The sequence below is a fragment of the Ardenticatena maritima genome, from assembly GCF_001306175.1.
Taxonomy (GTDB): domain Bacteria; phylum Chloroflexota; class Anaerolineae; order Ardenticatenales; family Ardenticatenaceae; genus Ardenticatena; species Ardenticatena maritima.
On record NZ_LGKN01000005.1, the window covers coordinates 132,756 to 158,244 of the forward strand.

Sequence of the window (25,489 nt, forward strand, 5' to 3'; positions counted from 1 at the left end):
CCTATGGTGAAGGAAGCGTCAACGTTGTATCGCGATAGACACGCACATAATCCACCAGCATTTGCTGAGGAAACGGCGTTGTCTCATCGGGATAGCCAGGCCATTCACCACCTACGGCCACATTCAGCAAAATGAAGAACGGATGGTCGAAGACCCACTCGCCGGGCACATGCTCGCGGAACACCTGGTGATATTGCGTCTCATCCACATACCAGCGAATGTCGTCAGGCGTCCATTCAATAGCGTAGATGTGAAAATCTTCCGCCAGCGACACATCGCTGACAAAGCGTCCATCAATGCCCCCCGCGCCTGAATAGCCGGGACCATGCACGGTGCCATACACTTCGCGCGGGTTGCCGATGTTCTCCATGATGTCAATTTCGCCACATTCGGGCCATCCTTTGGTGGCGATATCTTCGCCCAGCATCCAAAAAGCGGGCCAAATGCCTTTGCCGCCCGGCGGCAGTTTGATACGGGCTTCAACGCGCCCATACGTCCACGCATGCATATACTGCGTTTTGATGCGGGCGGACGTGTACGACCAGGCGCTGTATTCCTCGTTGCGTGCTTCCAGAATCAAAACCCCGTCCTCAACACGGGCATTCTCCGGTCGGTCGGTGTAGTATTGCCATTCGCGATTCCCCCAACCGCTGGCGCCTTTATCGAACAGCCAGTTGTTCGATTCGCGAATATCCTGCGAGAAATCATCTTCCCATTCCAGCACCCACCGTTCAGGGGTAGGCGTGGGGGGCGGCGTGGTCGCGGTGGGTGATGGTTCAGGGGCACCTCCAACTGCACACCCCACCAGCACACCGAACACCATTCCCCCCACCAGATACGCCCCCAGGGCGGCGAGAAAGCGCTGTCTCTTGCCCATCATTCTCCCTCAGTGGTCAACCCAAAGCCATAAGGGAACAAGGGCGGCTCGTCAGAGCGCCCCAACGGCACCTGTTCGACACTGCGCGGCCACGTGTAGGGCAAACGTCCCACGAAGGGGCGTTCGCCAAAGAGCACATCAGCCACTCCCGCGCCCTCGCTTCCAGGGAGCCACGCCGCCACAAAGGCATCCCAGGCGTCAATGTGATCCGTCACAATCAAGGGACGCCCTGAAACCAGCACCACCACCAAGCGAGCGCATGCCTCTTCCATGCGGTTCAGCGTGCGTATTTCCTTGGTGGGCAAGCGCAAGTCGGCGCTATCCCCGCGCCCTTCCGCATAGGGCGATTCGCCCACCACGGCGATACAAACCGCATCGTCGGCTGAGGGGTCGCCCTGGAAGTTGCCGAACTTGTTGTATTCGACCACGGTTTGGGGCGAAACAGCGGCTTGAATGCCTTCCAAAATGGTTGTCCCAGGGATGATGTCGCCCGTTTTGCCCTGCCATTCAATCGTCCAGCCGCCGGCTTGAATCCCCATGTTGTCAGCGGCCAAGCCCCCAACAAACAGATGCCCAACATCCTTGGACAGCGGGAGCACGTTCCCCTCGTTTTTGAGCAGAACCGCCGATTTGGCGGCAGCCTCGCGCGCCAGTGCATGGTGCGCCGCACTGCCAACCTCGGAGAGCAATTCAGCATGCGCCATTGGGTGCTCGAACAAGCCCATGTGGAACTTGACGCGCAAAATGCGCCGCACAGCATCGTCAATGCGCGCTTCGGGCACATCGCCGGCTTCCACGGCTTGCGTCAACGTTGTGATGAAGCGGCGCGCGTCGTAGGGCACCATGTTCATGTCAATGCCCGCGTTGATCGCCGTCACCACAGCCTCGTAATAGTCGGGGGAAATCTGGTCAATAGCGCCCCAATCAGAGACCACGAAGCCATCAAAGCCGAGTTCGCCTTTGAGAACGTCGGTGAGCCAATAGAGGCTGGCGTGCAGTTTTTCACCATTCCAACTGGAATACGACGCCATGATGACCTTCGCGCCAGCCTCAATAGCGGCCTGATAGGGCGGCAGGTGCAGGGCGCGCATCGTGGCCTCATCCACCTGCGTATCGCCCTGGTCAATCTGGTAGCCGCTATCGCCGGTGCCCCACGCCGTCCCGCCATCGCCCAGGTAGTGCTTGGGGGTGCTCATGACCAGATTGGGCGGGGCAATATCGGGCGACTGCAAACCGCGCACAAAGGCGCTTGCCAGCGCCGCCACATGTTCGGGGCGTTCGGCATAGCCTTCATACGTGCGCCCCCAGCGAATATCTTGCGGAACCATCACACCGGGCGCGTAGTTCCAGTAAATGCCCGTGGCCGCCATCTCGACCGCGGTCGCCCGTCCAATGCGCGCCACCAACTCGGCGTCGTTTGCCGCGCCCAGCCCCACGTTGTGGGGGAAAATGGTGGCGCCATAGACGTTGTTATGCCCATGCACAGCATCTACCCCGTAGAGAATGGGGATACCCAAGCGCGTTTCCAGGGCGGCTTGCTGGTACGCTTCCACCATGCGCGCCCACGCTTCGGGGGAATTTTCATCTTTGGGATACCCGCCGCCACCGCTGAGCACACCACCAATGGCGAGTTCGCGCACCTCGTCCGGCGAGATACTGTTCTTTTCAATCAACGTCATCTGCCCGATTTTCTCAGCCAGCGTCATCCGCGAGAGCAGATCGTCCACCCGCGCATCAATATCGGCATCTGGCTGTGTGTAGAGCGGCGGTGCAGGTGTCGGCGGCATCTCCGTTGGCGACGCCGTGGGCGAGGCAAGCGTCTCCGTGGCGAGAGACTGTTGTGGGGGGCTTGCTTGCCCCCCACATGCACCGACGCCCAACGCCACAAGCAGAATGAAGAGTGTGCGCCGAAGCGTCATCCCCCCTCCTCTATTTTTCAACACCGGTAATCACCACACCTTGCATGAAGATGCGTTGCGCAAAGAAGAAGACCAACAACGGAATCACCGCCGAAATGAGCGACGCCGCTTGAATCAGGTTGGTTGATTGCGAATACAGATTGTTGAACTGCGTCAAACCCACCGTAATGGGGAACTTTTCAGGATGACCGGCCAGGTAAATCAACGGGCCAAAGAAGTCGTTCCACGCCCAGAAGAAGTGGAACAGCGCGACAGCCGTCAATGCCGGTTTGGACATCGGTAAGAGGATCGAGAGGAAAATGCGCAACGGGTTCGCGCCGTCAATCATGGCGGCCTCATCCAAATCACGCGGGATCGTCAAGAAAAACTGACGCAGCAAGAAGACGTTGGTTCCCCATGAGAAGAAAGCCGGTACGATGAGCGGCAACCAGGTTCCCACCCAGCCAATTTTCAAGAAAACGTAGTACGTGGGAATCAGTGTCACCGCACCGGGCAAAATCACCGTCGAAAGCATCAGCATGAAGAGAATTTGCTTGCCCGGAATGCGGAAACGCGCAAACCCATACGCCACCACCGCCGCTGACATCACCGCGCCAAACGTCGTAATCCCAGCATACATCAGCGTGTTGCGGAGCAAGAGCGGGAAATCAATGGTATCCCAGGCGCGTTTGAAGTTTTGCCACTGGGGGGCAAACTCCCAGTCACGTTCCAACTGGCGCCAGTTTCCTTCCCATTCAATCGGTCCCTGCTCAGGGTGCTCGATATCAATCAACAAACTTGTTTTGCGCCCTTTCTTGTAAAGCGCCATATGCTTGATTTCGCCATCAATGGGCACCAGATACACTTCATATTCTTCGCCTTCATACTCGAAAGTACGCGCCCGTGCAGGCCACCACGGCGCCCCCGGTTCTGAAAATTGATTGTTGGTTTTCAAAGCCGTGGTCACGCCATACGCCATGGGGATGAGAAACGCCACCAGGAGCAAAATTGTCAGCCCAGTAAGCGTGACGTTCAACACCCATTCGCGAACACGCTTTGGCAATAGCGTTTTCGCATACATCGGCGAGCGTTCTTGCGTCTGTGTGTACGTGCCAGGTTCTGCCGCCATTTTATCGCTCCTCTGCCGCATAATAGACCCAGTAGCGCGCCGTTCCGAAGAGAATGATGGTCACAATCAAGGCCACAATAAACATCAGCCACGCCAACGTTGCCGCATATCCCATGTTGAAGAAGGCGAAAGCCTGTTTGTAGAAGTAAATCATGTAAAAGCGTGTTTTTCCTTCGGGAAAACCGGAACCGCCGTTCAAGACGAAAGGTGCGAGGAAGTATTGCAGTGCGCCAATGACCCCCAACACCAACTGGTAGAAAACGACGGGGGTAATCATGGGAATGGTAATTTTGCGCAGTTTCTGCCACCAATTGGCGCCGTCAATTTCAGCCGCCTCATAGAGTTCAGTGGGCACACCCTGCAACCCCGCCAGGAAGACAATCATGGCGTTGCCAATCCCCCATAAGCCAAACATCGTGTACGCAATGTAAACCAGATTGGGGTCGGCAAGCCAGCGCAATCCATTTCGTCCGGTTGCGTCAAAGCCGGTCAGTTTTTCGATGATGACATTGATCCAACCGGTTTGTTCGTTGAGGACGCCGCTCCAAATCAAGACAGTAGCGACGAGGGGAATCATTGTGGGCATGTAGAAGAGCGTACGGTAAATACTCTTCCCAATGACATGCTTGGAATTCAGCAAAATGGCAATAAAGAGCGCTGAACCAAGGTGTACCGGCAAAGAAATCAAGGCAAATTGAATTGTCCGCCAAAACGAAAGCCAAACTTCGCGATCCTCGAACAAAGCCCGCCGCCAGTTTTCAAGACCAATAAATTTGGCTTGGTCGGGGACAGCCGGATTGAAGTCATACAAAGAGAAGCCAAACGAGGCAATCATCGGAAACAAATAAAAGAGCAAAAACCCAATCATCCATGGGCTCAGGAAGAAAAGCCCCCATATCATTTCTCGCCGTTCCAGGCGAGACATAGGCCGTCTGCGCGCCTGCCGCAATGACGTGAAAGCCGATCGAATATCTTCTACCATTGCCATAGGTGGAACTCCTTTTCAACATTGCCCCTGCCTGTGGGTGGGGCTTGTGCCACCCACGTATGGGTGACACAAGCCCACCAGGAGGAAAAGAGTGTACCCCGCCTGCTCACTCGCGATTCGCGTCGAAAATCTTCTGCAAGTCCTGGACCAGGGCATCAATTTCAGCGTCAACGTCCAGGTCGGGCGTGTTGGACAGCTTATCCCAGAACTGGTTCAAGCGGTCCGATGTTTCCTGATAGCCCGGCACCCAACTTTCGTGGTTCGGGTTGTCGGCGTAAGCCACGGCTTCACGCACCACGTCCCAGTTGATGTCGGTCTTGTCGGGGAAGTTGGCTTCCTGGTACTGCTGGAAGAACGAATCCTGCAACGAGAGGCGCGCGGGCATACCACCGTAGATGTTGAGCAGTTCCGGCGCGTGTTCCTTGCTGAGCATGTAGGTGAGCACTTCAAAGGCTTCGTCCGGCGTCGGGCAGCCCTTCAAGATACCGAAGGTGTCGGCGTGCATCTTCGCCGTAATCTTGCCGTTGTAAGCCGGCGTTGCCGCCAGGTTCCAGTCGAAGTCGGCTTCACCCAACGCCCACGGCGCCACATACCAGAGGTGAATGTGAATCATCCCCATGTTGCCCGACGAGAAGGGACCACCAGGACCTTGCAGGAAGTCGGCGCCGCCGTAAGGACCGTTGGGGATGAACCATTCTTTCCACATACCGCCGTAGTACCACTTCCAGGCTTCACGCCAATGTTCCGGCACCTGGGCGTTGCCGTTTTCATCCACCAACGAACCCGCGCCAAAGAAGGTCCCGATACCGCGGGCGTCGGTCCACTGGTTCATCCACCCAAACTGGACAATGTTGTCGGGGTCAAAGGCTTCCGACGTCGCGTCTTCACCATTCACATCCACCGTCAATTTCTTGGCCAGTTCGGTGAGCGTTTCAATGTTCCATTCGTGTTCTTCGCCGTTTTCGTCAATGTAGGGTTCGCCATGGTGCGCCGGCGGATAGGGCAAACCGGCTTCATCGAAGAGGTCTTTGTTATAGATGACAAACGAGGGGTAAATGGCGAAGGGAATACCCAACTGCCCTTCTTCCTTCACCTGGTAGAACTCGATCATCGCCGGGTCGAAGTCGCTCATGTCGTAGTTGTACTTCTCAATGAGCGGCTGCAAGTCCAACCAGGCGCCTTTGAACGAGTCACGCCCGCGAATCCCGACGGGACCGACGATACAGGGCGCGTTCCCCGCGGCAATCTGCGTGGCCAGCGCGTCATATGCGGCAGCGTTGTCCACGATTTCGAGCACCAGCTCGATTTTGTCCTGGCTTTCGTTGAAGCGCTTGACAAATTCCTCTTGCGGCGGAATAGCGCCTTCGTCCGTGCCGGCGCCCAGACCCACGAACCAGCGCACTTTCACGCGTTCGCCACCGCTGGATTCTTCCTGCGCCGGTTCTTCCGCCGGTTCAGCAGTTGGCTCTTCTTGCGCCTGTTCTTCCTGCGCCGGGGCTTCAGCGGCCGGCTCTTCCGTCGCCGGGGTGGATTCCTCACCACCGCCACACGCCGCTACCCAGAAGAGCATCACAAAGAGCGTCAATGTGAGTAACAGTTTTTTCTTCATAAGAACAATCCCCCTTCTTACTTTGCAAGTTGCCAGCAGACAACGATTCAACAACGAAATCTTTCCAACAAGCATGCTTCAACACTTTTTGCGTTCCCGTTCTCACCCCCTTTCATGAAAAGATGAAATCGGTTTCACTATGACCACAAAAAAACTTTCCCTCTTCTTCCACTAACTTCTCTTTCCCCTAAATTGTTGCCCCACATGAGGCACGGACAACCAATTCTGTTCCTAACACAACACGTCGCGGCGGCGAGGAGCCATTTTCGATGATGTCAAGCAGGACCTCAACCGCCCGCGCGCCAAACCGCAAAATCGGCTGGCGAATGGTTGTCAGCGGCGGTGTTGTAGATTGCGCAATCGGCAAATCGTCGTAACCAACAATGGCGATATCACGCGGCACCTGTTTGCCCACTTCACGAATCGCGCGCAAAGCGCCAACCGCCATACCATCCGAGGCGACGAAAACGGCGTCCGGTTCGAGGGGAAGCAGTCGGCGCATCGCGTAGTAGCCCCCCATTTCGGTGAAATCGCCTTCCACAATCAACTGCTCGTCAACCGGCAAGCCCCGCTCACGCAAGGCTTTGCGATACCCTTCCAGGCGGTCAATCCCCGCCGAGGTGGTCAAAGGCCCTGCAATGGTCGCGACACGTTTACGCCCTAACTGAAGCAAATGCACCGTCGCTTGATACCCCCCTGCGACGTTATCCACGTCAATGTAGCTCACATTCAAGGGGGCAACCGGTCGCCCCGCCAGCAAAAAAGGCACTTCGCCATCCATAACCCGCATCAACACTTCATCTTGCAAGTGGGTGGATTGCACGATAATGCCGTCCACTAGGCCTTTGCGTGTCAGGCGCGGAATCATGCGGCGTTCATCTTCCACGGTGTAAAAGAGGAACAACGAGAGGGTGTAGTCGTGGGCGTTGCATGCCTGCGCAATGCCTTCGGTCACACGGGCGAAATAGGGATCCGAGAAGAAGGTGTGCACCGTGCGCGGAATCACAAACCCCAAGATACCGGTGCGCTGGGTTGCCAGCGAACGCGCGGCAAGGTTGGGCTGATAGCCCGTTTCCTCGATGATTTTCAGCACACGCTGGCGAATCTCGTCGCGCACATAGGGGTGGTTGTTCAAGACGCGCGAGACGGTTGCAGGTGAGACGCCAGCCTTTTTTGCGATATCCGCAATGCGGAGTGGACGCTTGCTCATGAAAGCGTTTCCCTTTATTTGTGAAAGCGTTTTCAGCAGGCGCAGCCAGTATACAAAATTCACATGCGCTTGTCAAGAGGTTTTTGCCCCAATTTTCAGAAAAATCTCCATTTTGGGGCTGTTTTTGCGAAAGCGCTTTCACCACGGGTGTGTGAAAGGAAGACGGTTTGCCTCCATTTGCGCCCTCGCTCTCCCGTGAAGTACAATTCACCAGGGAGGGCGCGATGAAAAACATCTCCGAAGAATCAAATCGTGTGTTGTTGCAACGCGCTATTGGCGCCGTGAAAGCAGGCGACCACGAAGAAGCCCAATTCCTGCTGGAATGGCTGCTCATGCGCGATATCACCCGCGAGCAACGCGTCCAAACGCTCTATCTCCTTGCCACCATTCAAGCCGACCCCGCACACAAACGTCGCTATCTGCACGAGGCGCTTGCGCTTGACCCCTGGCACCCCGAAGCACGGCGTGCATTAGCCCAACTGGAAGGGCGGCTCGACCCTGACGATATCATTGACCCGAACCAGCCCACTTCCGCGGAAAACGCAGCGCCCGCCGCCCACCCTTCGGAAGCGCGGCGGTTCGTCTGTATCCAATGCGGCGGGCAACTGGCGTTCTTGCCCCAAGGCACCAAATTGCATTGCGCCCACTGCGGTCATACGGTCTCATTGCTCCAAGCCCTGGATGAAGGCGCCGCCGTTGAAGAGCGCGACTTTTTTGTTGACCTTGTCACCCGACGCGGACACACATCCGCCACACGCGCCCGCACCTTTACCTGCCACACATGCGGCGCCACCTACCTCTCCGAAACACTCTCGCTCGCCTTCACATGCCCGTACTGCCATTCGGCATACGTTGCGGAACAGGAAGAAACGCGCGATATTGTGCCGCCCGAAGGCGTTATCCCCATGCATCTTTCAGCCAACGAGGCCGAGCACGCCATTCGCGCCTGGCTGACCGCGCAAAAGATGAAAAGCGTCGCACACGTAGAACCGCCACATGGCGTTTATCTGCCAGTGTGGACGTTCGACATCGGCGGCGTGCTCATTTACACCTACCGCATCGTGCGCACGCGCAACGATGACGAGATAGGCTTCTGGAATTCAGGATTGGGTGGCCCTACAGAAGAAATTGTGCGCAGCGAATGGCCTGTTCTGGCGGATGACATTCCCGTCCTTGCGACCCATTCTCTCCCCGCCGACCTCGCCCCCTGTGTCCGCACATTCGATTTTCGCGGCGTGCAACCGTTCGCATCCGAATATCTGGCGGGTTGGCCGGCTGAAACGTATGCGATTCCACCCGCTGACGCCTCAATTGTCGCACGCAGCGCCACACTCACACATGAACGCCAGCGCCTTGAACGCCAGGTGAAAGTTTCCAATACGCTGAGCGCTATCGAAGGCTTCCACGTTGATTCAAGCCGCATGTACGTGGAAGCCTTCAAACTGGTGCTTGTCCCGTTCTGGCTTTCGCGCTACACCCTGCGCACGCACACGACACCCTTTATGGTGGTGGTCAACGGGCAAAATGGGCGCGTCTGCGGGCAAACACCGCGCACGTTCGGGAATTGGCGTAAGCGCCTTCGCCGCTGGCTGGGGCTCTAAGAGTACACTCGCCCTTCTCGCGCCACCCGCTACGGGTGGCGTTTTTGTGTGCAATGGGTCAGGTGCACTAGTGAAATTGGGTCAGGTGCACCTGCACAACAGGGCGTCCACCTGGTATGGTAGAGGCGGATGTGAGAAAGCAAACACACACGACTCGACACGAGGAGGGTGCCATGTCTACGTTAAGTTCACACAACCCGCTGATTCTCATTCTGGCGCTCGTCACCGCCGCCGGTGCAGCCGGCGCAGCCTATCTGGCATACGTGGCGATGGGCAAAGAAACGCCCGAAATTCGCAAGCAATTCGGCGCGATTTTCTTCATCACAGGGCTGTTCTCGCTTGGCGGTTTCGCCCAATTGATTCTGACTGACTGGGCGGGTTTTCCAGCCGGGCACTATTCTGAACTGTTCGGCGTGACGACCGGCTTGTTCTCGTTCATGCTCATCATCGCCGGCTTCTTGCTCTACAACAACATGTCCCTGACCGCGCTTGCCTGGCCGTCCGCCGTCATTGGTCTCTACCTGCTGCAAGGGGCGCGCGCCGTCCTCGATTTCGACCTGACGCGCCGTCCCACGGTGACCTTTATCCTCTGGCTGGCGGCTGGTCTTGCCAGTATCGGCATGCTGCCATACGCTTACGCCAACGAAGAAAACCGCCGCAAACTGGCGTGGCTGGGTGTGATCGTGCTGGTCGTCATGGCTGCGGCTGCCGCCCTGACAGGTGTGCTCGGCTTCTACGGGCACATTGAAGAAGTGGTCGCCGGACATTAAACGAGAAGGCGTACATCTATGGGGGCGGCTTTCCCACCGCCCCCTTTCTCTGCTGAAAGGGAGGCCGCCATGGCAACACTCATCAGCGAACGGACGCTCTGGCTCATTGTCCATGGTATCGTGCTGGGGAGCGCGTTCCTACTGGCTTTTTCAGCGGGCTTGTTAGGGCTGGTCTCCTACGGATGGGATACAACCTGGCTGCACAAAGACCTGCACCGCTTCCTGCACCGTTTACGCCATGGTATCTGGATCACGGCGTTGCTTTCATGGGTGATTGTCCTGACGGGATCGGGCATTTTGGGACCATGGTATTACGCGGCGCCGCCGCCCGGCGCTGATCTTACGGACTATCCCCGCGCTTATCTGCTTTCCTCGCCCGAACTACGCGCCTGGCACACCTTCGGCATGGAATGGAAAGTCAACATTTCCTGGCTCACCCCTGTGCTGACCACCAGCGTGGCTTTCATCGCGTTTGCCTACGGTCGCCATCTGACGCACGACCGCATATTGCGACGTGTGACGATAGGCTTGTTCACGCTGGCATTTCTGCTGACGGGTATTGCCGCCATGCTCGGAGTTTTGGTGGCGAAAATCGCACCGTTGAAATAAGGAGGGCGCTATGCCGTCAGAACCATCTTCACGCTACACCAACGGCGGGGCTGCCGCAGCACTGGTAGCGGCTGCGCTCGCCGTCTGCACATTCGGCGTGCTCACTCTGCTGATGAGCGTTTCCGCCGCATCCTGGCGTGCGTGGCTGAACTGGCGTATCGGCGCATTTGGCGGCAAGCACATCAGCATGCTTCTGGTGTGGCTCACAGCATGGGGGCTTCTGCATTGGCGCTGGCGGCAACGCACCGTGGCGTGGCGACCGATTGTGTGGACAATTGCCGCTCTCCTGGCTGGGGCGCTGGCACTGACGTTCCCGCCGCTCCTTCATTTCCTCTCATCAGGCGGCTGACCGGGTGAAGGCACCAGTACATCAATGCCATGCCGCACGGCATATGTAGCGGCTTCAATACGATTGGAAAGCCCCAATTTTTGCAAAATGGTGCTCACATGGTTGCGCACCGTTACCGGGCTGAGCGTCAATATCTCGGCAATCTCGGCGTTACTTTTCCCCTGCGCCACCAACGCCAGCACTTCAAGTTCGCGGTCGCTCAAATCACGAAACGCGGCACGCCGCTGCTCTTCTTCGGCTTTCTGCACCTGCGCCACCACCGCCGCCGTCACCTTGGGGTCGAGCACGGCATCACCTTCGGCAACAGCACGAATCGCCCGCACCAGATCGTCGGTGTCGAGATGTTTCAGCACATACCCCGCCGCCCCGGCTTTGAGCGCGTCCAACACCAAAGCATCGTCGGCATACGAGGTTAGCATGAGCACCTGGCAGGGCATCCCCATGCGCCGAATCTCTGCGCACGCGTCAATCCCCGTTCGGTCAGGCAGGCGAATATCCATGAGCACCACATCGGGGCGCAACATGGCACATTGCCGCACGGCATCCGCGGCTGTCGCGGCTTCACCGACCACTTCCATATCGGGCTGGGCGTCCAGCAACGCCCGCAACCCCACGCGCACGACCGCATGGTCATCCACCAAGAGAATGCGAATCGTCTTGCTCATGAGGCCACCTCGTGTTGCCAGGATTTGGTCTGCTCATGGCACAACGGCACGGTCAGCCGCACAGTCGTGCCACGTTGGGGGGCTGTCTCAATCTCCAAATGGCCGCCCAGCAGGCGAGCCCGCTCCTGCATGGTGCGCAATCCGTATCCAGGAACCACATCCGCCGGGAACCCCTGACCGTCATCGGCAATTTCAACAAGCACCGTTCCATCTTGTTGGCGCACCTGTACACACACATGGCGCGCCTCGGCATGGCGTGCGACATTGCTCAACGCCTCATTCACAATCATCAGCAAATGTCCCAATGCCCCGCTTTCCAACACAGCATCGGGCGCAACATCAAAAATGGTTTCGACATCCGCCAACGAATGCACGGGAGACTGGCGTACCGCCTCACGCAGCGCCGCCACCAGGTTGCCACCGGTAGGCTGTGGCTTCAGCAAGCCGATATGGTTGCGAATATCAGTCACAGCGTCATTCAACAAGGTCAAACTCTGCTCCACCAATGCCGCAAGCGAGGCATCATCGTGCACACGTTGCAAAACAGAACGCAAGAGCAACCCCGCCGCATAAATGGATTGCAACGTGCGGTCGTGCAACTCACGCCCCAAGCGCTCGCGTTCAGCCAACAGCAACTGCTCTTCTTCCATGCTGGTCAGCCGGCGGTCAAGTTCAATGTTGAACACTTCCACCACGCGATACATGCTGACCAGGAGCACCAATCCCACCAGCGCACGATACGCCTCAATAGGAATCGCAGTCCACGCCCACAATTGCTCTTCATTGAAGAAAGGCGTGCGTGGCGCCACCACCCCACCAAACACCGCCAACGCCACAAACGCCAAGCCGGCAATGCGCAACATCGCGGAAATTCGCCGCACATCTAATGAAGGCGGAATAAGCATCGCCTGCCGCCGCAAGCCATACGCCGCCAGCAGCGCACCTGGAACGCCTATGAAAAGCCGTGCGCTCGTTTCGCTCGTGGCAAACCAGGCATCAAAAGTAGCCGCCGCCGCCAAACCGGGCAGAAACACAACCACTCCCCAGACGATGACGACGAAGGCGGGCAGAAAACGCAGCCAAAGCCATGGGCGTGCCAGCGGGCGCAAACTTTCAACGCCAAACTGAAACAGCAAGCCAAAAGCAACGCCCAACACCCCCACATGCACAACTTTCAACAAATCAAGAAATGGTTGCGGCAAATAAGCCGATTGAACCGGCAAGAACACAAAACCCCACTCGTGCAAACTCAACAGCACACCAAACCCCGCCAACCATCCCAACACACGCGCCAATGCCAGGCGACTGTGTCGGCGCGATTGAATCGCCAGCAAAAGCCCCAACACAAAAAAGACCTGCCCGGTGATAAAATGCATCAACACCTGGTTAGTGGTGAAGAAGAGCGCCAACGCTTCACGCATATCCGAACCTCTTTGCGATATTTCGCCTGGCTAAGATAGAGTATGCCCCCAAATCGTCTTTTGCAAAAAAAGAAAAAGCGGCACGCTCAGCGTACCGCTTGGTCTCATATTCCCGCTCGTTTTTATCAATACGCCCCGCGCCCCGTGAGCACAGCCGGAATCGTTTTGAGGCAAATAATCGCATCCAGCAAAGGCGACCAGTGTTCAGCGTAGTAAATATCCAGCAAACACATCTCATCGAACGAGACATCACTGCGCCCACTGGTTTGCCACAAGCCGGTCAACCCAGGGGGCACTTCCAGCCGCTTGCGGTGCCAGGGTTCGTATTGCTCCACTTCGCTCGGCAACCCAGGCCGCGGCCCCACCAAACTCATATCGCCTTTGAGCACGTTCCACAACTGCGGCAACTCATCCAGGCTGAATTTGCGAAGCCAGCGCCCCACACGCGTACGACGCGGGTCATTGCGCATTTTGAACAGTGGGCCGTCGGCTTCGTTATACTGCTTGAGCTTTTCCAGCATCTCTTCGGCATTGACGTACATCGTGCGGAACTTGTACATCGTGAACGGTTTGCCAAAGCGCCCCACCCGCGTCTGTTTGAAGAGCACCGGCCCCGGCGAATCGAGTTTGATGAGCAGAGCTATCAGCGCCATCAACGGGGCTGCAATCACCAGCAACACCGAAGCCAACACCACATCCATCAACCGCTTGACGGTAAAGCGCCACCCATGTAACGCAGGCTCTTTGATACCAATAATGGGAATGCCCTTGATATCATCAAAGTCCACATGGCTCAAGCTCAATTGGAACATATCGGGCACGATACGGCTACGCACGTTCTGGCGCTCACACTGCGCCAAAATGCGCATAATTTTGCGGTGATACTGCCACGGCAACGTAATAATGACCTCATCCACCTGCAATTCTTCAACCAGCCGCGGCAATTCATCTGTGGTGCCCAAAGGCTTGAACCGCCCGATATGCTGCAAACGTTGCGGGTCGTCATCCACAAAGCCCACAATCTCGTACCCCAACTCGGGGTGCGCCATGACATGGCGCATCAGCGTGCGCCCGGTCTCACCCCCACCGACAATCAGCAACCGCGCAACACCAATCCCGCGCTTGCGCAATTGGTAGAGCACAATGCGCTCCACAATGCGCGCCGCACCTAAAAGCGCCATAGTGAGCAGAGCGGCATACACAAAAATTAAGCGCGAGTAGAATTGGGGGCGATAGAAGAAGAAAACGGCAATCATCAACACCACAGCGGTAGTCGTACCATTGAAAATGGCATACAACTCTTCGAGCAACGACGCTGTACGGCGACGGTGATACAACCCTTCGACGGCAAATGTCAGCAATGCCAGGAGCGTATACACCAAGGCCACCGCCAGATACTGGCGGTATGGCACCTGGAAGGCAGGGTCAACGGGACGTCCCCATTCCAGGACGTACCGCATGTAGTAGGCGGCAAAAAACGCCACATTGATCAAAATCGCATCCAACGCCATCATTCCCAAGCGTACCAGCCAGGGATTGATGGTTGGTTTCCTGCTCATAAAGCCCCCTCCTTGGCTCCCGCACATTGCTCATAAATGCGCACCTGTGCTTGCGCCGCTGCCTGCCATGAAAATTTGGCGGCTTGCCGGCGTCCCGCGGCGCTCAGCGCCTCGCGCACCTCACGGTTTGCCAGAACATGCGCCAGTGTGTCAGCCAGCGCCACCTCGTCATCAGGCGGCACCAGCAATCCGGCATCCCCCACCACTTCCGGCAAACTCGCCGCTGTGCTGGCAATGACGGGTGTTCCGCATGCCATCGCTTCCGCCACCGGCATACCAAACCCTTCATAGCGGCTCGGATAGACAAAAACCTCAGCGCCACTATACCAGAGCGCCTGTTCCTCAGCCGGTACATACCCCGGAAACATCACGCGCTCTTGCAATCCTAACCGTTCCACTTCGGCGAACACATCTTCAAAATACCACCCCTTCGCGCCGGCAAGCACCAGGAGCGGTGTTTGCGGCTCACGCGCCACCAGGCGCGCATACGCGCGTACCAGCGTTGTCACATTCTTGCGCGGCTCCAACGTGCCCAGGTAGAGCACATACCGCTCCGGCAACCCGTGCCGTCGGCGAAACGCCTCCAACGCCTCCGGCGACGCCGGACGAAACCGCTCATCAACACCCGGATACACCACACTGACCGACGATTCAGGCACGCCCAACGTCTTCACAATATCGCGCCGTGTACTTTCCGAAATAGCACACACATGCGCCGCACGACGTACCGCCAGGCGTGTCATGGTCTGCAAATAGAGCCGGTTGGGCGCGCGAAACGCCATGGGTACACGCAAAAAGGTCAAATCGTACACGGTCACAAGACCCTTGCCACGATACGCCAACGGCAACACATATGCCAGACCGTGAACCAGGTCGGGTTGCAGGCGCTGCAGCGCCAACGGCCAGACGACCTGCTCCCACACAATGCGCACCAACGGGCGTTTCGTGTGCCGCGTCGTGAGCAAACGTTGCATGCCGTCCAGCACGGCTTTGGCTTCGCCAGTATGCACGTAATATTGAAATCGCTTACTTTGCGCCGGCAAATGGCGTAGCAAGCCGTAAATGTATTGCGAAATTCCGGCGCTTCGATATGAAGAATCTAAATTCAACAATTGTGCATTGAGTGCAATCCGCAACGTTTGCTCGCTCATAGGCAGGCGATTATAAACATAGCCAGGCAAACTTACAAACGCCATGGGGGGATCAGCATCCCCCGTTCAATCCACGTCAGCGCCAATTGCACAACACGCGGCACCTGAGGCGTCAAGGGGTGCACATGTTCGACACGGTCGGCCGCCACCCACATCACATCATCGGCATCATCACTGGGGATCGCCACCGCACCCTCATCCACAAAAGCCACGATATCTACAATCACGTAATGGTATTGCACTTCCCCATCCGCGTTGCGGTCAATAGCGTCCACCGCGGTAAGCACCGGCCCCACCTGCACCGTCAAGCCGGTTTCCTCGCGCGCCTCACGTATGGCCGCCTCAGCAAGCGTTTCCCCCAACTCCACCGAACCGCCCGGCAACGACCAATAGCCCCGCATAGGCGGTTTGCCCCTTCGCACAAGCAAAACATCGGGCAGAGGAGAACTGTTGCGGAGAATGACCAACCCCACGGCAACCCGTGGCGACAAGCGGTTTGCAGGCGCATGCATGGCTACAACCGGGGAAGCGTAATACCACGTTGCCCTTGGTATTTACCGCGCTTATCGGCATACGTGATTTCAGGGCGCGCGCCGCGCAAAAACAAAACCTGCGCAATGCCTTCGTTGGCGTAAATCTTCGCCGGCAAAGGCGTCGCATTGCTGATTTCGATCGTCCAGTGGCCTTCCCACCCCGGCTCGCCCGGTGTCACATTCACAATAATCCCCGAGCGGGCGTAGGTTGATTTCCCCAACACAATACAAATCACATCTTCGGGAATGCGGAAATACTCAACCGAGCGCCCCAGCGCGTAGGAATTCGGGGGAATCACACAGACCTCACCCTGAAAACGAGTAAAGGCGCGCTTGTCAATCTCCTTGGGGTCCACCACCGTGTTGTACGGGTTGGGAGTGAAAATCAAAAACTCATCGGCAATGCGAATATCATATCCAAACGAACTCAATCCATAGCTGATGACCCCTTCACGCACCTGGCGATCCACAAACGGCTCAATCATGCCATGTTCCAGCGCCATCTTGCGAATCCATGTATCGGGTTGAATGGACATGTGCCTCCTCCTTTGACCGAAATCGAATTGCGCGCGGTAGAGTACCACCATCACGCCCGCACGACAAAAGCAAAAAGCCCGAGGAAATCCTCGGGCTTTTCGTGGTCGGGGCGAGAGGATTTGAACCTCCGACCTCTTGCACCCCATGCAAGCGCGCTTCCGGGCTGCGCCACGCCCCGACACAAGGGCGACCAGTGGGGCTCGAACCCACAACCTCCTGGGCCACAACCAGGTGCTCTGCCTTTGAGCTATGGCCGCCACGCAACACATCTTTCTTTGTCAATGGGCCCTGCTGGATTCGAACCAGCGACCAACCGGTTATGAGCCGGCCGCTCTAACCGCTGAGCTAAGGGCCCGCGCCTGCCCTTACCAGCACAATGGGCAAGGAGGGACTCGAACCCCCAACCTCTTGGATGTAAGCCAAGTGCTCTAACCGATTGAGCTACTTGCCCGCGTTCCAGCAGGAGCCACTCACAGGTGGACCCGACAGGACTCGAACCTGCAACCCCTTGGATGCAAACCAAGTGCTCTCCCAATTGAGCTACGGGCCCACGCCATGCCCAACCGCCCTCTGCACAACAAGCAGGTGTACTCCCGATTCTGTTCCACCGCCGAAGCGGTGTGTCCGTCATCTGTCTCTCCACCGACTGGTGGAGGCGGCTCCTCGCTTGGTGGGTGTTACCCACCCTCGCGGTCGCCGCTGCGGCGGGAGCAAACCCACATACGTGAGCCTGCCCCACCCGCCTTGCTCCCCATCAGCCAGCGCAGTCGCCTGGCCGCCAGCATTACTGCTGACGCCGGTGGGCTCTTACCCCACCCTTTCACCCCTTACCTGTGCCGCACATGTGCGGCCATCGGCGGGACTACTCTCTGTTGCCGTCTTGCGTCACCGCCGCGTTACCACGACGGTGCCCCACCTTACGGTTTCGGTGGGTGGCCTTCCCAGCCAAGACGGCCGGGGCGGGGAGTCGGGAAGTTCCTCTGCCCTGCATGCGCAGGACAGCGACGGACCCCTTGCTTGTCTCCGAGGGCGATTCCCCTGCGGGCAAGTGGGTCGCCAGGGACTCGAACCCTGAACTCCCTGCTTAAAAGGCAGGTACTCTGCCGATTGAGTTAGCGACCCAAATTGTCAATGTGCACGGCTGGGGACGAGTCCCCCGCCTGACAAGGCTTTATTATGAACAAAGTATCTTTTTTGTCAAGCGCCTCCAAGCATCTTCACACAAACGCTGTTGTATCGCATACATGCTCACCCATCATACCCCATTTGGGTACTTGACATGCACCACATGCCCCATTTGTCACGTAAAAATGGTCTTTTCCCCTCGATCGAGTTGGTCCATCTGCATGACGACAGCCCACTTTCTTTTAGATACACTGCCCAATGCGCGGTCAATGGCGTCCGCCATGGTCTCTGTTCCTTCAAACGCCAACCAACGGACGCGAGGAGGTGCGCCGTGATTTCCCAAAACCTCTATCCACTTTACGACCAACGCTTGGACCACGATGCTTGTGGCGTAGCCGTCTTGGCTGAAACACGCCGTGGCGCCACTCGCGAGTTGGTCGAACGGGCTTTGCGCACGCTTCACAATCTGACCCATCGCGGCGCTGTCAACGCCGATGGCCGTACTGCCGACGGTGCCGGCATTCTGCTGCAACTGCCCACCGACCTCTTTGCTGCCTGGCTCGCCGAGCACGATAGAGCCGCTGTGCCCGGCACGTTCGCTGTTGCCAACTGTTTTCTGCCCCACGATGACTTGCGCGCCGACGCCTTGCTGGAAGAAGCCGCGCGCGACGCGGGTCTTGTCATCATCGGGTGGCGCGAGCCCCCCGTCAATCCCGATGCGTTGGGTGAATTAGCACGCGCAACCTGTCCCCGCTTGCGCCAACTGTTCGTTGCTCGCCCGGACGGGTGGGACGCCGAAACGTTCGAGATGGCTTGCTACCGAGCCCGCAAAGCCGCTGAAAAACGCTGGCGCACTGCTGGATGCGATGCCTACATCACCTCGTTTTCGTCCCGCACGATTGTGTACAAAGGCATGATTCTGCCGAAAGACCTGCCGGCGTTTTATCTCGACCTGAGCAACCCGCTTTGTCGGAGCGCAGTGGCGGTTGTGCATACACGTTTCAGCACGAACACACAACCCGCTTGGGCGCGCGCCCAACCGATGCGCTTGCTCTGCCACAATGGTGAAATCAACACCTTGCAGGGCAACGTCAACTGGATGAAAGCCCGCGAAGTGGATATTCCCGCCGAGGAAACCCCCGTCATTGATGAAGCGGGAAGCGATTCGGCGATGCTCGACAACGTGGCGGAACTGCTGGTGCGCCATGGTCGCGACATCCGCGAAGCCTTGTTGATGATGCTCTCCGATGCGTGGGAAAACCGCCCCCACATGCCCGAACCTGTGCGTGCGTTCTACGCCGCCCACGCCGCCATCATGGAACCGTGGGACGGTCCCGCTGCCGTCTGCTTCACCGACGGGCGCATTGCCGGCGCACGGCTCGACCGCAACGGGCTGCGCCCCATGCGCTACGACATCACCCGCGACGGGCTTCTGGTTGTTGCCAGTGAAGCCGGCGCCGCTGAACTCGACCCCGCCGAGATTGTTGAGCATGGGCGCCTGGGACCAGGTGAGATGATTGCTGCCGACATCGAACTGGGCATTATCGAACGCAACGACGCCCTGAAAAGCCGCATTGCCGCCGACCTGCACGCAGAAGCGGTTGCGCAGACGCTGCGGGTGCAGGAAACACCACATCACGCGCCCGCCGTTCCCGACCAGGACACCCTGACGCGCCAGCAAGCCGTTTTCGGCTATACGTCCGAAGAAGTGCAGGTCATCATCACCCCCATGGTATGGAACGCCAAAGAACCCATCGGCGCAATGGGCGACGACACACCGCACGCCGTGTTGAGCGACCTGCCGCGCCCGCTCTTCCACTACTTCCGCCAGCGTTTTGCCGAAGTCACGAACCCGCCTATTGACCACCTGCGCGAACGCGCCATGTTCTCGTTGCGCGTGCACCTGGGCGCACTGCCGTCCATTCTGGAACGTCATACCGACTTGAGCAGCCGCCTGGTGCTGACATCGCCCTTCCTCACGCCGCATGATGTTGAGCAGGTGTTGGCGTTGGGTGAAACAAACCCCGCGTTCCGCGCCGTGGTACTTGACACCACCTTCCCCACCGCCGACGGCGCGCGCGGCATGCGCGACCATCTGCGCACCCTCTGCGCCCAGGCTGAAGCGGCGGTACGCAACGGGGCGCGCATTCTCGTGCTGGACGACCGCCACGTATCACCGGCACATGCACCGTTCCCCGCGGCGCTGGCGGTCGGCGCTGTTCACCACCACCTTTTGCGCGTCGGCTTGCGCGCACGCTGTTCCCTGGTTGTGCTCAGCGGCGAAGCCCGCGACCCCCACCAGGTGGCTGTGCTCATCGGCTACGGCGCGAACGCTGTCAGCCCCTGGTTGCTCTTTGAGACGGCGGTTGCAATTGGGGAGCACGGCTTCCGTGGGGAAACGCTCGACGCCGACGAAGCCGTGGCGCGTGTCATCCACGCCCTGGAAGACGGCTTGCTGAAAATCATGGCGAAAATGGGCATTGCCACGGTGGAAAGTTATTGCGGCGCGCAAATTTTCGAGATTCTGGGGCTTGCCGATGAGGTTGTGGACGAATGCTTCCGCGGCACCCCCTCGCGTGTGGGCGGTGTAGGATATGAAGCGCTGGGCGAAATTGTGCTAGCATGGCACCGCAACGCGTTTGGCGAAGAACGCGCCGTGCCCGAACTGCCCAGCCCCGGCTTCTACAAATTCAAGAAAGACGGCGAATACCACGCCTTCAACCCCATTGTGGTACGCACGTTGCAACAAGCCGTGCGCACCCCTGGGGCGCTCAATGGGCACTTTGCCGAAGGCTTTGCCATCTACCGCCGCTACGCCGCCATGGTGGACGGCGAAAAGCCCTTCGATTTGCGCCACTTCGTCGAATTCGTCGAAAGTACGCCCATTCCCATTGATGAAGTTGAACCGGCTACTTCTATCGTGCGCCGTTTTTCGACAGCCGCCATGTCATTCGGTTCGCTTTCACCCGAAGCCCATGAAACACTGGCCATTGCCATGAACCGCCTCGGCGGCATGAGCAACAGCGGCGAAGGGGGCGAACACCCTGACCGGTATGGCACCGAGCGCAACAGCGCCTGCAAACAAGTGGCAAGTGGGCGCTTTGGCGTCACGCCCGCCTATCTCATGTCGGCGCGCGAGCTGCAAATCAAGATGGCGCAAGGCTCGAAACCAGGCGAAGGCGGCCACCTGCCGGGGCACAAAGTCACGGTGGAAATCGCCGCGATCCGCCACACCGAACCCGGCACCACGCTCATCTCACCGCCGCCGCACCACGACATTTACAGCATTGAAGACCTGGCGCAACTCATTTACGACCTGCGCACCATCAACCCCACCGCCACCATCAGCGTCAAACTGGTGGCGCAAGCCGGTGTCGGCACGATTGCCGCCGGCGTGGTGAAAGCCGGCGCGGACGTGGTGCTCATCAGCGGGCACAGCGGCGGCACCGGGGCATCACCGCTCAGCAGCATCAAGCATGCGGGGGTCTCGTGGGAGTTGGGCTTGGCTGAAACGCAACAAGTCCTCGTCGCCAATGGCTTGCGCGACCGTGTGCGCCTCCGCGTTGACGGCGGCTTGCGTACCGCCCGTGACGTGGTAGTTGCCGCCCTGCTCGGCGCCGATGAATTCTCGTTTGGGACGGCGGCGTTGATTGCCGAAGGCTGCATCATGGCGCGCGTCTGCCACAAAAACACGTGCCCTGTGGGTATCGCCACGCAAAAAGGCATCTTGCGCGAAAAATTCGACGGCACACCGGAACACATCATGGCTTTCTTCCTCTACGTTGCCGAAGACATCCGCAGCATGTTGGCGCAATTGGGGGCGCGTAGCCTGGATGAAATCATCGGGCGCACCGACCTTCTGCGTCCCGCCCGCACCTACGACGCGCCCATCAACGTGCAATGCCTGCTTGCGCCGCCCCAGCAAACGCGCCGCTACGAAGGCGCCATTGTGGACGCCAACCGCCGCCCATCAGACCTGGAACTGACCATCACGCGCGAAGTCTTGCATGACATTCGGCTCTATGGACGCGCCCATCGCGCCTACACGCTCCACAACACCAACCGCAGCGTGGGCGCCCGCCTGGCCGGCGAACTCGCCACCCGCTACGGCGACGCCGGCTTGCCCAGCGACACCATCACCCTGCGGTTCGACGGCTACGCCGGCCAGAGTTTTGGGGCATTTGCCCTTCCCAGCACAACCATGCACCTGGAAGGAGTCGCCAACGACTATGTGGGCAAGGGGCTTGCCGGCGGCAAGATCATCATCGCACCGCCACGCAATGCCGCTTGGGAAACCGAAGCCCCGCTCATTGGCAACGTTGCACTTTACGGCGCAACCGGTGGGCAACTCTACGTTGCCGGGCGCGCCGGCGACCGCTTTGCCGTTCGCAACTCCGGCGCGACAGGCGTTGTCGAGGGGGTTGGCGCGCATGGATGTGAATACATGACCGGCGGCGTGGTCGTCATTCTGGGGACGGTTGGTCCCAATTTTGCAGCCGGCATGTCGGGCGGCATGGCCTACGTGTACGATGAAGACGGCACCTTTGCCGATCATTTCAACGGTGAGTTTGTAGAAGCCACACCATTGAACGAGGAAGACGAGCAACAGGTACGCGCACTCATCGAATGCCACCGCTTCTACACACACAGCCGCAAAGCCGCCGCACTGTTAGCGGAATGGGAGACAGCGCGCACCAAATTTGTCAAAGTGGCTCCTCGTCGCTAACATTTCTTTACCATCAGGCGGAAGCGAGCAACGGGCGCTCACACGGGCGCCCGTTTTGCGTCCCTAATTGAGGCGCGTGGGACGTTTTGTTTGATAGAGCCCTTTCTCACCAATAGGAATGTGGTCATAGCGTTTCAGGACTTTGGCACGTCTATGCAGAGGAACCAAAATGGTTATAGAGATCGTAATACAAAACGAGTATGATAGAAACAACGATGACGAAACACCGTTGCCGACACCATGGCCAGGTGAATCGTCAACAGAAAGAAGGGAGCAGGCTCCCATGACTGCACCAAAAGTTCGGTTAGCCATTCTCATCTCCGGTTCGGGGGGCGTCATGCAGGCGATTTTAGACGCCTGCCGCCGCGGCGAACTCGACGCCGAAGTCGTCGGTGTCTTCTCGCATGAGCCCTACGCCTACGGGCTGCTTCGCGCCGAGCGCGAAGGTGTGCCTGCCTTCGCCCATGACTTGTCCGACTATCGCTTTCGGGGGCTCACGGAGCGCGACTTTGAGCGTGAGTTGGCTGACAAAATTGAGGCGTTAGGTGCAGATATGGTTGTGCTGGCAGAGTGGGCGCTCCCACTGGGGGAAACGTTCCTGGAACGCTTCCCGAACCGTGTCATCAACTTGCATGAAGGCTTGCCGGGGCAATTTCCGGTGTTCGATCCGTACATGCGCAACCCAGTTTCGCGCGTGTACGACGCCTTTACCGCCGGCTTGATTCGCGAAACGGGGGTTACCGCGCACATTTTGCGTGATCCCATGCAAACAGGGCCGGTTCTGGCAGCGGAGCGGGTGCCGATTTATGAATTCGACACATTGGCGGACGTTGAAGAACGGTTCTACCGTGTGAAATGTGAGATGCTGGTCAATGTCTTGCGGCAGATGATTGAGGAGCGACAACAAGACCATCAGTCAGAGCAGGCCTGATCTGACGTGTGTGGGGGTGGAAAAGTCCGGTACTCTCTGCGGGGGGAGAGTATCGGGCTTTTCCTTTTGTCGGGCATGGATTGCGGTTTAGCGCCCCACCCAATCAATGGGCTCACTTCGGATAAGGGCTTGCGCAATGTCTTCTATTTCCTCCATCCCTTCGCGGCGCGCCAATTCAACTGCACGCTTCCAAAGACGCCGCGCCTCCGTTTCATTGCCCAGTTCGCGTTCGGCGGCGCCTAATGCCAAATAGGTGAAAATTTGCCCCTCATAGTCGCCACTCATGATTTTCAAATCAAGCGCCTGGTGGTAATAGTCTCGGGCTTGTTGCCAATCTCCACGGTTAGCAGCCAGAACGCCTAACCCGTGCGCTGCAAGCGATGCGAGATAGTTGCTCCCGGCTTCTTTGGCGAGGGTGTAGCCTTTCTGGAATAATGCTTCGGCTTCGGCGGGGGTTTCATTTTGCAGGGCGTTCGCCAATTCAATCACGACACCAGCCGCGCTCAGCATATCCCCAAGCGCCTCAAAAAGGCGCAAACTGCGTTCGTAGTAGGAACGCACCAATTCAATTTCGTCTTCTTCAAACGCAATGGCGCCTAACCGCATAAGCGCCATGGCTTGCGCTTCGAGTTCCTGTCCATCGTCCAGGAGTTCGAGAACACGTTGGTAATGTTTTTGGGCAACGGTGTATTGTTCTTCCCAAAACGCCAATTCGCCCAGTTCCAAACGCACCAGGGCACGCCCAACGGGGTCATCAAGGTCGCGGTACAAATCGTGGGCAATGGTCAAGTGTTCGCGTGCCTGTTCGATTTCATCCACATCGGCATTGACTTGCCCCAACACGAGGTGCAATGTCGCCAGAAACGTGCGGTCAGGCTCGGGCGTGTTCTGCATCTCATCGAGAGCGGCATAGAGCAATTCCATTGCTTCTTCGTAGGCATCATCTTGCAAGGCATCCATCGCCTGGATGAAGAGTGTTTGCGCATCAGTTACATGTTCCATACAGCCTCCTCAGAGGGACCAAAACCAATCAACCGGTTGGGGGCGTCGCTGTGTGTTTGCTTCCTTAAGGTAGGTGCATTCTAGCACACATCACCACGAAAAGCATCTGACATTTGGCATCAATCAGGAGTGGAACGGTAAATCACGCAAGGCTTGCAACAAGGTTTCATCGCCCCATATCTCGGCGAGCGTGTGCGCCTGTTCGTAAAATTGGCGCGCCTCGGTCATGTTGTCCTCGGCCAGTAAACGCGCCAATTCGTAGGCGGCGCGCGCTATCCCGATATCGTGTTCAATGGTCTGGAATATCTCGAATGCTGTGCGGTAGAATGCGATGGCTTCGTCACGTTGTCCAGCGGCGTCGGCAAGCGCACCAAGGCGCAGGGCGGCTGTCGCACGATCGCCTGCGTTGTCGGCGGTCTGCAAAACGCGCGTATAGATTTCGCGAGCCGTGGTTGTATCGTGCATGCGTTCAGCCACCGCGCCCACTTCGTACAATGCACGCACGAGGGTTTCCGTGTCTTGTCGCGCTTCGGCGTCTTCCACAACTTGCTGTAACACATCGCGGGCGGCGGCATACTTTGCCTGATCGGCATAGACGCGCGCCAATGTCATACGGGCAAATGCGGCGGCTTGTGGTTCTTGTTGCGCTTCGTAAAGGGCTATGACTTTTTGCAAGGCTTGCTCAGCAGGGTGGTGCAAGCCTGCTTGTACAAACCCCAGCGCTTGCATAAAAAGGGCATTTGCGTTTTGATGAGACTGAGAATGAGACATGCCAAAATCCTTTACATTTCCATTCCAA

20 protein-coding genes and 6 tRNA genes are annotated in these 25,489 nt (G+C 58.0%); 6 read left to right on the forward strand and 20 right to left on the reverse strand.

Translation table 11 applies throughout. From position 1 onward, the window contains the following. Window position 1: 1 nt before the first annotated feature. From SE16_RS08490 to SE16_RS08515, 6 genes are all read right to left on the reverse strand, one after another. A complete protein-coding gene (locus SE16_RS08490; protein WP_082373970.1) occupies window positions 2-877 on the reverse strand; it encodes a glycoside hydrolase family 16 protein in 876 nt (291 codons plus the stop codon). Further along, the gene (locus SE16_RS08495) at window positions 877-2,796 is read right to left on the reverse strand and encodes a glycoside hydrolase family 3 protein (protein WP_054492048.1); all 1,920 of its coding nucleotides are present in this window, start codon (window positions 2,794-2,796) and stop codon (window positions 877-879) included. Before SE16_RS08495 ends, SE16_RS08490 begins: the two co-directional genes overlap by 1 nt. Before the next feature lie 10 nt (window positions 2,797-2,806). Further along, entirely contained in the window at window positions 2,807-3,904 is a 1,098-nt protein-coding gene (locus tag SE16_RS08500) for a carbohydrate ABC transporter permease (protein WP_200907183.1), read from the reverse strand. A 1-nt stretch (window position 3,905) separates the two neighbouring features. Next, entirely contained in the window at window positions 3,906-4,892 is a 987-nt protein-coding gene (locus SE16_RS08505; RefSeq protein WP_054492049.1) for a carbohydrate ABC transporter permease, read from the reverse strand. Window positions 4,893-4,998: 106 nt separating this feature from the next. Beyond that, entirely contained in the window at window positions 4,999-6,501 is a 1,503-nt protein-coding gene (locus tag SE16_RS08510; RefSeq protein WP_054492050.1) for an ABC transporter substrate-binding protein, read from the reverse strand. A gap of 187 nt (window positions 6,502-6,688) precedes the next feature. Further along, entirely contained in the window at window positions 6,689-7,711 is a 1,023-nt protein-coding gene (locus SE16_RS08515; protein WP_054492051.1) for a LacI family DNA-binding transcriptional regulator, read from the reverse strand. 224 nt (window positions 7,712-7,935) lie between these two features. On the opposite strand from SE16_RS08515, the gene SE16_RS08520 reads away from it, so the two are divergent. From SE16_RS08520 to SE16_RS08535, 4 genes are all read left to right on the forward strand, one after another. Beyond that, entirely contained in the window at window positions 7,936-9,312 is a 1,377-nt protein-coding gene (locus SE16_RS08520; protein ID WP_054492052.1) for a hypothetical protein, read from the forward strand. Between the two features lie 173 nt (window positions 9,313-9,485). Next, the gene (locus tag SE16_RS08525; RefSeq protein ID WP_054492053.1) at window positions 9,486-10,082 is read left to right on the forward strand and encodes a DUF981 family protein; all 597 of its coding nucleotides are present in this window, start codon (window positions 9,486-9,488) and stop codon (window positions 10,080-10,082) included. Window positions 10,083-10,151: 69 nt separating this feature from the next. Beyond that, window positions 10,152-10,691 (forward strand): hypothetical protein, encoded by a 540-nt coding sequence (locus SE16_RS08530; RefSeq protein WP_054492054.1) that lies wholly within the window; start codon window positions 10,152-10,154, stop codon window positions 10,689-10,691. A 10-nt stretch (window positions 10,692-10,701) separates the two neighbouring features. After that, complete coding sequence (locus SE16_RS08535) at window positions 10,702-11,040, forward strand: hypothetical protein (RefSeq protein ID WP_054492055.1); 339 nt, start codon at window positions 10,702-10,704, stop codon at window positions 11,038-11,040. On the opposite strand, the gene SE16_RS08540 is transcribed toward SE16_RS08535, so the two are convergent. From SE16_RS08540 to SE16_RS08595, 12 genes are all read right to left on the reverse strand, one after another. Next, a complete protein-coding gene (locus SE16_RS08540) occupies window positions 11,016-11,705 on the reverse strand; it encodes a response regulator (RefSeq protein WP_054492056.1) in 690 nt (229 codons plus the stop codon). The two genes, SE16_RS08535 and SE16_RS08540, sit on opposite strands and share 25 nt — an antisense overlap. Further along, a complete protein-coding gene (locus SE16_RS08545) occupies window positions 11,702-13,126 on the reverse strand; it encodes a sensor histidine kinase (RefSeq protein WP_054492057.1) in 1,425 nt (474 codons plus the stop codon). Before SE16_RS08545 ends, SE16_RS08540 begins: the two co-directional genes overlap by 4 nt. 125 nt (window positions 13,127-13,251) lie before the next feature. Continuing rightward, complete coding sequence (locus SE16_RS08550) at window positions 13,252-14,685, reverse strand: undecaprenyl-phosphate glucose phosphotransferase (protein ID WP_054492058.1); 1,434 nt, start codon at window positions 14,683-14,685, stop codon at window positions 13,252-13,254. Beyond that, window positions 14,682-15,836 carry a glycosyltransferase family 4 protein gene (locus SE16_RS08555; RefSeq protein ID WP_160316937.1) on the reverse strand — a complete coding sequence of 385 codons (1,155 nt, stop codon included), beginning with the start codon at window positions 15,834-15,836 and terminating at the stop codon, window positions 14,682-14,684. The genes SE16_RS08550 and SE16_RS08555 overlap by 4 nt, the downstream gene beginning before the upstream one ends. A 32-nt stretch (window positions 15,837-15,868) precedes the next feature. Continuing rightward, window positions 15,869-16,348 carry an NUDIX hydrolase gene (locus SE16_RS08560; protein WP_082373976.1) on the reverse strand — a complete coding sequence of 160 codons (480 nt, stop codon included), beginning with the start codon at window positions 16,346-16,348 and terminating at the stop codon, window positions 15,869-15,871. A gap of 2 nt (window positions 16,349-16,350) precedes the next feature. Continuing rightward, window positions 16,351-16,905: a dCTP deaminase gene (gene dcd / locus SE16_RS08565; RefSeq protein WP_054492061.1), complete on the reverse strand. Its 555-nt coding sequence runs from the start codon at window positions 16,903-16,905 to the stop codon at window positions 16,351-16,353. A 102-nt stretch (window positions 16,906-17,007) separates the two neighbouring features. Next, window positions 17,008-17,084 (reverse strand) — tRNA-Pro (locus SE16_RS08570). A gap of 7 nt (window positions 17,085-17,091) precedes the next feature. After that, window positions 17,092-17,163, reverse strand: a tRNA-His gene (locus SE16_RS08575). Window positions 17,164-17,188: 25 nt separating this feature from the next. Next, window positions 17,189-17,261, reverse strand: a tRNA-Ile gene (locus SE16_RS08580). Between the two features lie 22 nt (window positions 17,262-17,283). Further along, a tRNA-Val gene (locus SE16_RS08585) sits at window positions 17,284-17,357 on the reverse strand. 26 nt (window positions 17,358-17,383) lie between these two features. Beyond that, a tRNA-Ala gene (locus tag SE16_RS08590) sits at window positions 17,384-17,456 on the reverse strand. A gap of 499 nt (window positions 17,457-17,955) precedes the next feature. Then, window positions 17,956-18,028: transfer RNA gene (locus SE16_RS08595), tRNA-Lys, on the reverse strand. Window positions 18,029-18,362: 334 nt separating this feature from the next. On the opposite strand from SE16_RS08595, the gene gltB reads away from it, so the two are divergent. Together gltB and purN are read left to right on the forward strand one after the other, a co-directional pair. Further along, complete coding sequence (gltB, locus tag SE16_RS08600) at window positions 18,363-22,757, forward strand: glutamate synthase large subunit (protein WP_054492062.1); 4,395 nt, start codon at window positions 18,363-18,365, stop codon at window positions 22,755-22,757. A 283-nt stretch (window positions 22,758-23,040) separates the two neighbouring features. Beyond that, window positions 23,041-23,688 (forward strand): phosphoribosylglycinamide formyltransferase, encoded by a 648-nt coding sequence (gene purN / locus SE16_RS08605; protein ID WP_054492063.1) that lies wholly within the window; start codon window positions 23,041-23,043, stop codon window positions 23,686-23,688. A gap of 87 nt (window positions 23,689-23,775) precedes the next feature. On the opposite strand, the gene SE16_RS08610 is transcribed toward purN, so the two are convergent. Further along, the gene (locus SE16_RS08610; RefSeq protein ID WP_054492064.1) at window positions 23,776-24,690 is read right to left on the reverse strand and encodes a tetratricopeptide repeat protein; all 915 of its coding nucleotides are present in this window, start codon (window positions 24,688-24,690) and stop codon (window positions 23,776-23,778) included. Between the two features lie 123 nt (window positions 24,691-24,813). Beyond that, a complete protein-coding gene (locus SE16_RS08615) occupies window positions 24,814-25,419 on the reverse strand; it encodes a tetratricopeptide repeat protein (RefSeq protein ID WP_054492065.1) in 606 nt (201 codons plus the stop codon). Window positions 25,420-25,489: the final 70 nt, after the last annotated feature.

Bases quoted from the DNA above. Each gene is read 5' to 3' on its own strand.
- SE16_RS08490 (WP_082373970.1), bottom strand. From the start codon at position 877: ATGGGCAAGAGACAGCGCTTTCTCGCCGCCCTGGGGGCGTATCTGGTG.
- SE16_RS08495 (WP_054492048.1), bottom strand. From the start codon at position 2,796: ATGACGCTTCGGCGCACACTCTTCATTCTGCTTGTGGCGTTGGGCGTC.
- SE16_RS08500 (WP_200907183.1), bottom strand. From the start codon at position 3,904: ATGGCGGCAGAACCTGGCACGTACACACAGACGCAAGAACGCTCGCCG.
- SE16_RS08505 (WP_054492049.1), bottom strand. From the start codon at position 4,892: ATGGCAATGGTAGAAGATATTCGATCGGCTTTCACGTCATTGCGGCAG.
- SE16_RS08510 (WP_054492050.1), bottom strand. From the start codon at position 6,501: ATGAAGAAAAAACTGTTACTCACATTGACGCTCTTTGTGATGCTCTTC.
- SE16_RS08515 (WP_054492051.1), bottom strand. From the start codon at position 7,711: ATGAGCAAGCGTCCACTCCGCATTGCGGATATCGCAAAAAAGGCTGGC.
- SE16_RS08520 (WP_054492052.1), top strand. From the start codon at position 7,936: ATGAAAAACATCTCCGAAGAATCAAATCGTGTGTTGTTGCAACGCGCT.
- SE16_RS08525 (WP_054492053.1), top strand. From the start codon at position 9,486: ATGTCTACGTTAAGTTCACACAACCCGCTGATTCTCATTCTGGCGCTC.
- SE16_RS08530 (WP_054492054.1), top strand. From the start codon at position 10,152: ATGGCAACACTCATCAGCGAACGGACGCTCTGGCTCATTGTCCATGGT.
- SE16_RS08535 (WP_054492055.1), top strand. From the start codon at position 10,702: ATGCCGTCAGAACCATCTTCACGCTACACCAACGGCGGGGCTGCCGCA.
- SE16_RS08540 (WP_054492056.1), bottom strand. From the start codon at position 11,705: ATGAGCAAGACGATTCGCATTCTCTTGGTGGATGACCATGCGGTCGTG.
- SE16_RS08545 (WP_054492057.1), bottom strand. From the start codon at position 13,126: ATGCGTGAAGCGTTGGCGCTCTTCTTCACCACTAACCAGGTGTTGATG.
- SE16_RS08550 (WP_054492058.1), bottom strand. From the start codon at position 14,685: ATGAGCAGGAAACCAACCATCAATCCCTGGCTGGTACGCTTGGGAATG.
- SE16_RS08555 (WP_160316937.1), bottom strand. From the start codon at position 15,836: ATGAGCGAGCAAACGTTGCGGATTGCACTCAATGCACAATTGTTGAAT.
- SE16_RS08560 (WP_082373976.1), bottom strand. From the start codon at position 16,348: ATGCATGCGCCTGCAAACCGCTTGTCGCCACGGGTTGCCGTGGGGTTG.
- dcd (WP_054492061.1), bottom strand. From the start codon at position 16,905: ATGTCCATTCAACCCGATACATGGATTCGCAAGATGGCGCTGGAACAT.
- purN (WP_054492063.1), top strand. From the start codon at position 23,041: ATGACTGCACCAAAAGTTCGGTTAGCCATTCTCATCTCCGGTTCGGGG.
- SE16_RS08610 (WP_054492064.1), bottom strand. From the start codon at position 24,690: ATGGAACATGTAACTGATGCGCAAACACTCTTCATCCAGGCGATGGAT.
- SE16_RS08615 (WP_054492065.1), bottom strand. From the start codon at position 25,419: ATGCAAGCGCTGGGGTTTGTACAAGCAGGCTTGCACCACCCTGCTGAG.